The organism is Aquabacterium sp. T101 (genome assembly GCF_057219775.1).
Window position 1 is genome coordinate 1 of sequence record NZ_JBXVVZ010000014.1, and the last position, 10,698, is coordinate 10,698.

Sequence of the window (10,698 nt, forward strand, 5' to 3'; positions counted from 1 at the left end):
CGGAAGGTGTAGCCGCCGTCCTGGACGGTCTCGCCGTACATGCCGAAGCTGAAGGTGGTGCCGCTGGGGGTGTTGAACACGGGCAGGGCGCCGGAGCCCCAGTCGGCGAAGGTCAGGGGCGCGGCGCTGGAGACGTTGCGGTTGTCCAGGCGCACGGACACGTTCCAGGCACCACCGCGCGCGAAATACAGCTGCGAGCCGCCACCCAGGGTGTTCAGGTTGATGCCCGACAGGTCGCGCTTGGGGGCGGACTGGGTGCCGGCGTTGGCGTTGTTGCCGGGCACGCAGCCCGAGGCCGCGCCGGTCTGGCAGTCGCTGAAGTACAGGGTCACCGCGGCGCCGGGGGGCGGAGCCGGGCTGGGCGACGGGCTGGGTGCGGGCGACGGCGATGGCGACGGCGAGGGTGCCGGCGACGGGGACGGAGAGCCGCTGATGGGCGAGGACGCGGAATCACCGCCACCGCCGCCGCCGCAGGCGCTCAGGGCCACCAGGGCCCACAGGGCCAGCAGGCGGGCGGTGGAACGGGAAGAGACAAGGGCGGTAGGCATCGGCGTCGATCGGTAGGTGTTCCGAGCAAGTTCCCGCAGCGTGCGAGGGGCCGACGTGAGACCACTTCGGCTGGGGAACAGTGACGCCGATTGTCCGCGATGACGCTCCCGCGGGCCCGGAACAAGTTGTGGCGGAAAGTAAGAGGTGCGCTGCGGAAAAGTGCGCAGTGCAAGTGCCTGCTTACGCTGCGGCACAGATCTGCCGAGGCGCCGGAGTGGCACGCACCGTCGGCGTGCAGCAGGCTGCGCGGTGCCGGTGCGTGCGTCTCCCGGGCGGCGATCGACGCGTCGATGGCCGCGTCTTCGAAAGGGGGGCGGCCAAGGCCGCGGCCTGGCCGCCCCTACACTCGACACCCTCCAGCGCCGACACCGGCTCTGTCGACGCAGGCTCAAGAGCCGTCGGGCATGCCGCCTGCTTGACCGCTGCGTCCACCACGCCATCGACGTGACCATCTACTACCACTGCCCGTTCGCGAGCAAGCCCGTCGGCGGGGTCAAGCAGATCTACCGCCATGTCGAATCCCTGGTGGCTGCCGGCATCGACGCCCAGGTGCTGGCCGACCGTCCGCTGGACCCGACCTGGTTCGAGTCGGACGCGCCCCTGGCCGTGTTGCGGCACCGGCCGGCCTGGCAGGCCCGGCTGGCCGAGCGGCTGCGCCGGCGGATCGATCCGCTGGCGTGGCTGACGGGGGACACCGGCCCGATCGTGGAATCGGTGTCGGCGCAGGGAGGCACCCGCCGCTGGCGGCTCGGGGCCGACGACGTGATCGTGCTGCCCGAGTTCTACGGCAAGGCCCTGCGGGCGCCGGGTTTCGGTGCGCGCCTCGTTCTGTTCAACCAGAACGCTCATTACACGTACAACGGCTTCGGGGCCGAGGACAGCCTTGCGGGGTTTCCGTACTTCGGTGCGGCCAGCGCGGTGATCACCGTGTCGCACCACAACCGCGAGTACATGCAGCACGCCTTCCCGGACGCCCGCGTGTACCTCACCCTCAACGGCGTGGACACGTCGGTCTTCAAGCCCTTGCCCAAGAAGCGCCAGATCGCCTACATGCCCCGGAAGCTGCCGCGCGACCTGGTGCAGGTGCTGCAGATCGTGAGCGGTCGCGGCCGCCTGGCGGGATGGACCCTGTGCGCCATCGACGGCATGCACGAGACCCAGGTGACGCGGGTGCTCGGCGAGTCGTCGGTGTTCCTGTCGTCGTGCGAGGCCGAAGGCTTCGGCCTGCCACCGCTGGAGGCGGCGGCATGCGGCTGTGCCGTCGTGGGCTACACCGGTTATGCGGCGCAGGAGTTCATGAGCGCCGACCTGTGCGATCCGGTGACCCAGGGCGACGTGCTCGGCTTCGCCCGCACGCTCGAGGCGGTGCTGGCGCGATTCGAAGACGATGCGGCGGCGGCCGAGGCGCGCGCGATGCGCCACGCCGACTTCGTGCGGCAGCACTACTCGCGCCCGTCCGAGGCGCACAGCGTCGTGCAGACCTGGCAGTCGATTCTGGCGCTGCACGGCGCCAGGGCCTGAGCGCCGGCCGTGGCACGGGGCGCCGATCCGGGCAGCCCCGCATGGCCCGGGACTATCGGGGCGCGGCCGGCTCCGGTGCCCGGCGACCCAGCGCGGCCACCACCTCCGACACCTGCTGCGGGGTGAGTGCGGGGCGCGGCATCGAGGTGCCGGGTGCGAACGCCTGCGGGTCGGCGATGAAGCGGGCCAGGGACGCCTCGTCCCACTGGCCCTGCCGGCGCCGCAGCGCCTCGGAATAGCGCTCGAAGCCGTCGGCGGCGATGCGGCGGCCCACGATGCCGCCCAGCGAGGGCGCGGCATGCGTCGGATTGGTCGGCCCGAAGTGATGGCAGTTCAGGCAACCCGCGAGCACGGGCGTGAACTCGACGTGCTTCTGCAGTTTCGTGTTCGCCGCCAGGCGCGGTGCGTCGATGCGCAGGAACACCAGCGCGGGGTCGTCGGTCATCAGCACGATGCGGCCTTGTGCGATGACGATGTCGCGGATGCGATGGCCGATCCAGATCGGCTCGGCGAACACCACCCGGTCGTCCACCAGCTTGAGCCGATACAGGGTCTGGGCCTTGAGCGACCCCACCAGCAGGTCGCCGTCCCAGGCGGCGTCGAAGTCCGCGACCTCGACCACCGGCGATATCGCCGCCGAAGGCACCCACGCGTACATCGGCCCGGTGTAGCGCGGCGTGGCGCTCGGGTCCTTCAGGGGCCAGTTGAAGGTGCCGTAGTCCGTGCCGTAGGTGCGGTAGGGCCAGCCGTGGTTGTCGCCCGGACGCACGAGGTTGAGCTCGTCGCCGCCCTCCGGGCCGTGCTCGGCGTCGATGAGCTGGCCGCGTCGCGTGAGCACGAGCCCCTGCGGGTTGCGGTGGCCGATGCTGCGGACCTTGTGGCGTCCGGTGGCGAGGTCCAGCTCGTGGATCTTGCCGAAGCTGGAGCGGGCGTCCTGGGCCACCAGCGCAGCGGCGTCCTGTGGCACCTGACCGAAGTTGTAGTCGCCGATGCTGAAGTACAGGGTGTCGCCCGACACCACCATCTTGCCGCCGGTGGCCCCTCGGAAGCTCGAGGCGTCGGGGATGTCCTCGCTCTCGAAGAGGGTGCGCCACTCGCCGGTCCTCGAGCCGGTGGCCGGGTCGATCGGCAGCGCCGAGATCGTGAAGCGCACGTGACGCGAATGGGGCACGAAGCGCTGGTGGCTCACCAGCAGCATGCGCCGTGTGGCGTCATAGCCGAGGTACAGCGTGCGGATCGCGGTGCGTGGCAGGGTACGCGGCGTGTCGACCAGGTAGCGCTCGATGCCGCTCGGGAAGCGCCCGTGGTCCAGGCGGCGCAGCGTGCGCTCCTCGAGGCGGAACACGTTGCCCAGCTTGTCCATCGCCAAGACCTGGCCGTCCACCACCGCCAGGGCGCCGCGCACGAGGTCGTCGCTGGCGGCGAAGCCGTCCTTCGCCGTCAGCGGCAGCACTTCCATGGTCAGTGGCAGTCGCGAGGTGTCCAGCTCGCGCGGCGCGGCCGGCGCCGGCGCGTCCCGGCGGCGGTAGTTGCGGTCCAGTTCGTCACGCACGTAGGCGTCCTCGCCCTTGACGAGCAGGGCTGCCTGCTTGCGCGCCGCGTCGGACCATGCCGCGATGCGGGCCTTGGCCTGGCGGCCGCCACCGGCAGCGAGCACGCCGGCGGCGAAGGCGCACAGGCCGATCAGCGCCACGATCGAGACGGTCTTCAGCGCGGGGGACATTCGCATGGCGGTCGGGTCCGGAGGTCTTTTCTGCGGTGCAGGCACGCCCGTGCGGCCTATCGGTAGCTGTCCATGACGTGGCCGAGGAAGGTGCGGTAGCGCCGCACGGCGCGACGCAGCGGGCGCACCTCGCCCGGTCGGGGTACAGCCGGCCGCAACAGCGCGATCTCGTCGGGGAACTCGCGCTCGAGGCTTTCGCGTGCGTCCAGCAGCCGCTCGCGCGTGAAGGCCTCGGACTGCGCCAGGGCCGACAGGGCCAGGGCGAACTCGGTCGAACTGGCGTCCCACGACGGCCAGGCCGCCGCGGTGGCCAGTGCGCCGCGCTTGAGCGAGTCCATCAGCGCCGGCTGGCCGGTCAGGCGGCGCAGCGCGTCCACCACGCCGTCCTCGTCGTGCATCGGCACGACCAGCGCGTTGCGGCCGTGCGCGATGTACTCGTCGTGCCCGGTGACGTCGTAGACCACGGCGGTGCCGCCGCAATGGAACATCTCCAGCGGCGGACCGAACATGCCCTCGACCAGGCTCAGCTTGAGGATCAGGTCGCACGACCGGTAGATCGGGGCCACCCGGTCCACGGGCACGTTGCGGAACACGCGGCGCACGCCCGGGTACCAGGGAATGTCGCTCATCGTCAGCAGCCAGACCTCGGCGCCGCCGGCGCGGCGCGCCGTGGCCAGTGCGCGGGCGGTGTTCTTGATCGTGCTGAAGGCGCCCTCGACCAGGATGCGCGGCCGCGCGGCATCGCGCGGTGCCAGACTCGGCCCGTCGGGACGGTACAGGTCCTTGCGCACGCCGTTGAGAACCAGGTGGTAGCGCGTGCCGTAGTGGGTCTCGAGGTGGTCGCGGATCCAGCTGGCCTCGGTCACGCCGGGCAGGCGCCAGCCGTAGATGGCATCGATGAGGCCGCGCCGCCGCGTGGCGCTTTCCGGATAGAAGCGCGACTCGATCGACTGCACGAAGTACGCGTAGCGGACCGAGGGGACGCGGTGCAGGTCGAGCATCGTCGACCACAGCGTGCCCAGCGCCAGGTCGAAGCGCAGCGAGGCGGCGTCGTCCACGTGCACGAACTTCAGCTTCGGGATGCCCGGGTGCCACACGTCGTCCAGGGGCGACTCGCGCACCAGCGTCACGATGGTCACGTCGTGGCCCGACTCGCTCAGGTGCAGCGCATGCTGGTACACCACGTAGGTCCCGCCGGCCAGCGCGGACCGGTGGATGAGGAAGGCGATCTTCATGTTGGAGTCGTTCTGCGCCTGCGCCGCGCATTGTCCGGCCTGGGCCCGTGAATTCCTTCCGCCTGGCGCGGAGCCGGCCCGGCACGAGGAAGCAGCGCTGCCGCATGATCGCCCATCGATCGGGTCTGTGCCCTGCAGCCAGCCACTGCACCGCCGGCTTCGAGAATTCCTCACACCCTGCTCCCGGGTGTCGCGCGATGGAGCGTGGCGTCCCTAGAATGCGCCGACTTCGAGCGGGAACAGACGCAGCCGAGCGCGCCGCACGCCACGCATGAACTTCGCTTCGTTCCAGTTCCTCGCCTTCCTCGCCCTGGTGCTCGGCGCCTACGTGCTGGTGCGGCGCCACGAGGTGCAGAACTGGCTGCTGCTCGCGGCGAGCTACTACTTCTACGCGGCCTGGGACTGGCGTTTCCTGCTGCTGATCTGGCTGATCACCGGCGTGAGCTTCATGGCCGGGCGTGCCGTCGGCCACGCGCACGACCCGCGGTCGCGCAACCGCTATCTCACCCTGTACATCGCCTTCGCGCTGATGGTGCTGGGGTACTTCAAGTACTTCAACTTCTTCGTCGACTCGGCCCAGCGCCTGCTGACGACACTGGGCTTCGAGACCAACCCGCTGTACCTGAACATCCTGCTGCCCGCGGCGATCTCGTTCTACGTCTTCGAGTCGATCAGCTACGTGATCGAGATCCACCAGCGGCACCTGCAGCCGGACACGAAGTTCCGCCACTACGCGCTGTTCATCGCCTACTTTCCGAAGCTGGTCGCGGGCCCGATCGAGCGCCCGGCGGTCCTGATCCCGCAGATCCAGCGCCCCCGCGTCATCGACGAGGACGGCGTGACCCGGGGCCTGTTCCTGGTGCTGCTGGGCCTGTTCAAGAAGATCGTCATCGCCGACGGCATCGCGCCGACGGCCGACTCGCTGTTCAATGCCGGCACCACCCCGAGCGCCTGGACCATCGTGCTGGGCAGCTATGCGTTCGCGCTGCAGATCTACTGCGACTTCTCGGGCTACACCGACATCGCGCGCGGCGTGTCGAAGATGTTCGGCATCGAGCTGAGCCAGAACTTCCGCTTCCCGTACTTCTCGTCCAACGCCAGCGAGTTCTGGCGCCGCTGGCACATGTCGCTGTCGTCGTGGCTGCGCGACTACCTCTACATCCCGCTGGGCGGCAACCGGCTCGGCGCGGCGCGCACCAAGATCAACCTGATGATCACGATGCTGCTGGGCGGCCTGTGGCACGGGGCGGCGTGGAACTTCATCCTGTGGGGCGGCTACCAGGGCGCGCTGCTGGTGGTGAACCAGGCGATGCCCAAGCTCGAGTGGACGGGCTGGCGGCAGCAGGTGGCCCGCATCGTCGGCACGCTCGTGTTCTTCCAGTTCGTCTGCTACGGCTGGCTGCTGTTCCGGGCCCGCTCGTTCGAGCAGATCGCCGCGTTCACGCGCGAACTGTTCTTCGGCCAGTGGCAGGCCAGCGTGGCGCTGGCGCGGCCGCCGCTGGCCACGCTGCTGGGCATCGTGGTGCTGGTGGCGTACGACTTCGCCGCCTACCGCAGCGGACGCGCCACGTTCTACCGGTCGCTGCCGCCCTGGGCCCGCGCGGGCCTGTACGCGGTGCTCGGCTTCCTGACGCTGATGGGCCTGGCCGCCGAACGCAGCGCCTTCATCTACTTCCAGTTCTAGCGCACGCATGGCCTTCTTCTCGGCAACCTCGCTGCGCATCGCGCTGTACACGGTGCTGTGGATCGCCGCCGCCGACATCGCGGTGGGGCTGGCGTTCGCGCCGGGACGTGCCCGACTGGCCGAACTGCAGCGCTACTTCGAGTACGGCCGCTCGGTCGAGGGCAAGCTGGCGCAGATGGTGTCCGGCCAGCGCGACGGCCGCATCATCGGCGCCGGATGGATCGACGAGGACCAGCTGCGCCGCCAGCCGGCCGCACCGGCCGCGGGCACCGACCTCCTGGTGGCGGCCTACGGACAGTCCTTCACGCTCAATGCCGTCAACCGTGCGGCGGAGCTGGACAAGGCGATGACCCTGCGCAACGCCGGCGGGCCGGGTGCGCCGGCGTCGCATTCGTGGCGCACCTACAAGGTCGACGCGCCGCTGCGCAAGGCCGACGCGGTGGTGTTCGGCGTGCTGTCATCCACCGTGGGCCAGCTCTCGTCGATGTCGGGCCTGCTGCCGATGTTCGAGAACCCGGCCCCCTTCACCTACCCGCGCTACCGACTCGTGGGCGACCGGCTCGAGGAGGAGCTGCCGCTGATCGCCAGCGAGGCCCAGTTCCGTGCCGCCTTCGCCCAGCGCGGCGCCGAGTGGCAGGCGTTCCGGCGCCAGCTGGCCGCCAGCGACAAGGGCTACGACCGTTTCACGTTCGACCAGTCGTGGATCGACGCGTCCACCGTCGGCCGTCTGGCGCGCCGCGGCTGGGTCGCGCATCACGACGGCTACGACGCCGGGGTGTATTCGCACGAGCACGGCTTCGACCCGCAGTCCGAGCCGGTCCGCGTGCTGCGGCGCATCCTCGTCGAGGCCGATGCGCTGGCCCGCTCGCGGGGCGAGCGCCTCGTGGTGCTGCTGCTGCACACCAAGGGCCACGGCGACCGCCTGTACCGGGTGCTCGGCCCGGCGCTGGACGAGGCCGGCATCGACTACATCAGCACGCACACGCTGTTCTCGGCCAACGACCCGGCGAACTTCCTGCCCGACGGCCACTACACCGCGCGCCCGAACGACGCGCTGGCCCAGGCCCTGAGGGAGCGGCTGCGGCGTCCCGCCGCACCGCGCTGAACCGGGGGCTGCGCCTTCAGCGCTGAACGAACGGGGGCCGCGCCTTCAGCGCGGCGGCCACCAGCGACGCGACCTGCCGGGAGCCCGCCTCGTTGAAGTGGACGTCGTCGTAGAACACCGAGGTGTCCCGGGGCAGTCCGGTCAGGTCGACGCAGTCGATCTTCTCCGTGGCGCAGACGTCGAGCATGACGCGGTTGTAGCGGTCCATGGCGTCGGCCAGCACGTCCACCGCGTAATAGGGCTGGCCCGGTCGGACCTGGAATTCGCCCACGCCACCGAACCACAGCAGGCGGTCGAGCTCGGGCGGCAGCCCCGGCCGCCACATCGTCGGCTGGGTCATCAGCACCAGCCGCACCGACTTCGCCCGGGCCAGCGCCGCCACCTCGCGCAGGTTGCGCTCGTACTCGCGCAGGCCCGGCCCGAGGTCGGGCAGCTCGCGCAGGATCCTGCCGGCCTGTTGTCGATGACGGCGCCACTCGTCGTACACCGCGCCGGCTTCGTCCTGCGCGCCGCGCACCGGCGCACTGCCCGACCAGCGCGCCTTCAGGCCACGCAGGAGCTGCCACAGCATGGTGCGACGGAACCAGGGCGCCGCCGGGTCGCTGCGATGCAGGCCGAGAAAGGTCTCGGCCATCAGCCGTTCCACGGCCTCGGGCTTGCGCAGCAGGTCGGGGTCGTAGGCGCCGGCCTGCGACAGGAACAGCGACAGGTCGTTGATCCCCGACAGCAGCAGCACCGTGTCGATGCGCATGTCCTGCAGCGGCAGATGGCGCATCGCCAGCACATGGTGGCGGCTGTTGCGGCCGCTCATGCCGGCATTGCCCACCCACACGCCGGGCGATGCGGGGTGGCTGGACAGCTGGTCCTGCAGCAGGCGTGGCCAGGCCTCGGCCTGGTCGAGGTACAGGCATTCGGTGGTGCTGCCGCCGAGCGCGAGGATGCGCAGGCCCTCGCGGCCGGTGGCCGGATCGGCGCGCAGGCCCTGGGCGTCGGTGCTGAATCGCGACGGCCCGGACACGCCCGGCATCGTGCCCGGCGTCGGTGCGAAGGTGCGGTTGGTGTGCGGCTTCCAGATGAAGAAACCCACTGGCGACGCCGCGCGCAGCACGGCCTCGGCTGCCACCAGCGTCAGGCCCGCGGACGCCACCACCAGGGCCGTGGCGGCCAGGACGTTCTTGACGGTGAGGCGGGAGGCTTGCGTCATCCAGGAGGTTGCCGCGGCCCGTCGCGCGGCGGCGGCATCAGCGGGCGCAGGGCCCCGTGGTGGCGGCAGGGCCCGTGCGGTAGACGTTGCCGGTGATCGTGGCGGCGCTCGGCGCCTTCACGGCGGCGCTGTCGGCGTTGGGCCCGGTGTGGCAGATGAGGTTGTCGCGGATCACGGCGCCGCCGTCGGCGTCGTCGCCCGGGCCGATGCGGATGGCGGGGATGAGTACGCCGATGTGCCAGCGCGACTGCGTGTTGTAGATGCGGTTCGATTCCACCAACGCGCCGGGGGCTGCCGACAGGCAGATCGCGCACGCGCCCAGGTTGACGACCGTGTTGCCCCGGATCACCGCATTGCGCAGCCACTCCGCGGTGTCGTAGCCGGCCGTCACGCTGATGCCGTAGCAGCCGTTGTCGGACGCGGCCTGCTCGATCAGGTTGCCCTCGATCACCACCTTGTCGTGCTGGCCGTGCACGGTGAGGTTGCCGCCGTCACAGCGCCCGGTGGCGGCGTTGACGGAGTTGCGCCGGAAGAAGCTGTTGCGCACCGTCAGCCCGGTCGAACTGCCGCCCACGTAGACGCCATGTTCCCGCCCGCCGCCGCTGGGGTTGTTGTCCTCGAAGCGGGTGCCCTCGATGAGCAGGCCGTTGGCGTCGCCGAGGAATCCGTGTTCCCGGTTGTGGTGGATGAAGGCGTTGCGGATCACCAGCCGCTCGTTCGGCGCGCGCGAGGACTGCTGCGAATGGACACCGATGTCGAATCCGGTGGCCTCGATGCCGTCGAAGACCACGTCACGCGTGGCGCCCTGGACGAAGGCACCCCACTGGCCCGTGCCGAGGCCGTCCAGCCGCAGGTTGCGCAGCACGTAGCCGCCGTCGACGGTGGTTTCGCCGTAGCGGCCGAACATGAACGTGATGCCCGCGGGCGTACGCAGCAGCGGCAGCGGGCCCTGGCCGTAATCGGCCAGGGTCAGCGGGGCCTGCGACGTGACGAAGGGGTTGGACAGGCGGGCGGTGACGTTCCAGGCGCCGCCGCGGGCGAACAGCACGCTGGCGCCGGCCGGCAGTGCATTCAGCTCGACGCCCGACAGGTCGCGCTTGGGCGCGGCCGCCGTGCCGGGGTTCGCGTTGTTGCCGGGCACGCAGCCGGGCGCCGCCCCGGGCTGGCAGTCCGACAGGTGGATCACCGGTGCCTGGCCGCCGGCGGCCTGGACGAGATCGGCGCAAGCGGCCAGACCGACCAGCGACAGGGCCAGGGCGGCCCGGGTCAGGCGGGCCAGCGGTTCGGATGCGGGGCGTTCCACGGGGAGAGCCTTCCGTGCGGGGGTGGGCGGGCTGCCGGGCCACGTTCCGCCACCGGCGCCTGTGGCGGCGAACCCAGGAAAGACAACGGGGTCGCGTTTTCACGCGACCCCGGGATGTTAGCGGCAGGCCCCTGGGGGGCGATCCGCTAACGTGCGCAGGCGCCGGAGGTGGCTGCGGAACCTGTCACGTAGGTGTTGCCGGAGATGGTGCTGGCGCTGGGCGCCTGCACCACCGCGCTGCCGGCCATCGGTGCGGTGTGGCACACGAGGTTGTTGCGGATGATGGCGCCGCCGTCCTGGGCATCGCCGGCGCCCGGGGTGATGGCCGGGACCTGCACGCCGAGGTGGTAGGACGACTGGGTGTTGTAGACCCG

Annotated in this window: 9 protein-coding genes; 3 read left to right on the top strand and 6 right to left on the bottom strand. The window is 70.8% G+C overall.

The window, feature by feature from the left end; all coding sequences use genetic code 11:
• The coding region (locus AC2EAQ_RS18775; protein WP_484645967.1) for a hypothetical protein at positions 1-548 on the bottom strand (548 nt) is incomplete at its 3' end.
• Positions 549-993: 445 nt separating this feature from the next.
• Here AC2EAQ_RS18775 and AC2EAQ_RS18780 point away from each other — a divergent pair.
• Positions 994-2,070 (top strand): glycosyltransferase, encoded by a 1,077-nt coding sequence (locus tag AC2EAQ_RS18780; protein ID WP_484645968.1) that lies wholly within the window; start codon positions 994-996, stop codon positions 2,068-2,070.
• Between the two features lie 52 nt (positions 2,071-2,122).
• On the opposite strand, the gene AC2EAQ_RS18785 is transcribed toward AC2EAQ_RS18780, so the two are convergent.
• Both AC2EAQ_RS18785 and AC2EAQ_RS18790 read right to left on the bottom strand, forming a co-directional pair.
• Positions 2,123-3,799, bottom strand: coding sequence for a PQQ-dependent sugar dehydrogenase (locus AC2EAQ_RS18785; RefSeq protein ID WP_484645969.1), 1,677 nt, complete (start codon positions 3,797-3,799; stop codon positions 2,123-2,125).
• A gap of 50 nt (positions 3,800-3,849) precedes the next feature.
• Positions 3,850-5,028 carry a glycosyltransferase family 4 protein gene (locus tag AC2EAQ_RS18790; RefSeq protein WP_484645970.1) on the bottom strand — a complete coding sequence of 393 codons (1,179 nt, stop codon included), beginning with the start codon at positions 5,026-5,028 and terminating at the stop codon, positions 3,850-3,852.
• 271 nt (positions 5,029-5,299) lie between these two features.
• On the opposite strand from AC2EAQ_RS18790, the gene AC2EAQ_RS18795 reads away from it, so the two are divergent.
• Together AC2EAQ_RS18795 and AC2EAQ_RS18800 are read left to right on the top strand one after the other, a co-directional pair.
• Positions 5,300-6,712: an MBOAT family O-acyltransferase gene (locus tag AC2EAQ_RS18795; protein ID WP_484645971.1), complete on the top strand. Its 1,413-nt coding sequence runs from the start codon at positions 5,300-5,302 to the stop codon at positions 6,710-6,712.
• 7 nt (positions 6,713-6,719) lie between these two features.
• Positions 6,720-7,817, top strand: coding sequence for a hypothetical protein (locus AC2EAQ_RS18800; protein WP_484645972.1), 1,098 nt, complete (start codon positions 6,720-6,722; stop codon positions 7,815-7,817).
• A 16-nt stretch (positions 7,818-7,833) separates the two neighbouring features.
• Here AC2EAQ_RS18800 and AC2EAQ_RS18805 read toward each other — a convergent pair whose 3' ends face one another.
• The 3 genes from AC2EAQ_RS18805 to AC2EAQ_RS18815 form a co-directional block, all read right to left on the bottom strand.
• Positions 7,834-9,021, bottom strand: coding sequence for an SGNH/GDSL hydrolase family protein (locus tag AC2EAQ_RS18805; RefSeq protein ID WP_484645973.1), 1,188 nt, complete (start codon positions 9,019-9,021; stop codon positions 7,834-7,836).
• Between the two features lie 37 nt (positions 9,022-9,058).
• Positions 9,059-10,324 (bottom strand): right-handed parallel beta-helix repeat-containing protein, encoded by a 1,266-nt coding sequence (locus tag AC2EAQ_RS18810; RefSeq protein ID WP_484645974.1) that lies wholly within the window; start codon positions 10,322-10,324, stop codon positions 9,059-9,061.
• A gap of 146 nt (positions 10,325-10,470) precedes the next feature.
• Positions 10,471-10,698, bottom strand: a 228-nt coding sequence (locus AC2EAQ_RS18815) for a hypothetical protein (RefSeq protein ID WP_484645975.1), incomplete at its 5' end; no start/stop codon positions are given.

What these genes read in the sequence shown, in the direction of transcription:
- AC2EAQ_RS18785 (WP_484645969.1), bottom strand. Translation starts at nt 3,799, where the DNA reads ATGCGAATGTCCCCCGCGCTGAAGACCGTCTCGATCGTGGCGCTGATC.
- AC2EAQ_RS18790 (WP_484645970.1), bottom strand. Translation starts at nt 5,028, where the DNA reads ATGAAGATCGCCTTCCTCATCCACCGGTCCGCGCTGGCCGGCGGGACC.
- AC2EAQ_RS18795 (WP_484645971.1), top strand. Translation starts at nt 5,300, where the DNA reads ATGAACTTCGCTTCGTTCCAGTTCCTCGCCTTCCTCGCCCTGGTGCTC.
- AC2EAQ_RS18800 (WP_484645972.1), top strand. Translation starts at nt 6,720, where the DNA reads ATGGCCTTCTTCTCGGCAACCTCGCTGCGCATCGCGCTGTACACGGTG.
- AC2EAQ_RS18805 (WP_484645973.1), bottom strand. Translation starts at nt 9,021, where the DNA reads ATGACGCAAGCCTCCCGCCTCACCGTCAAGAACGTCCTGGCCGCCACG.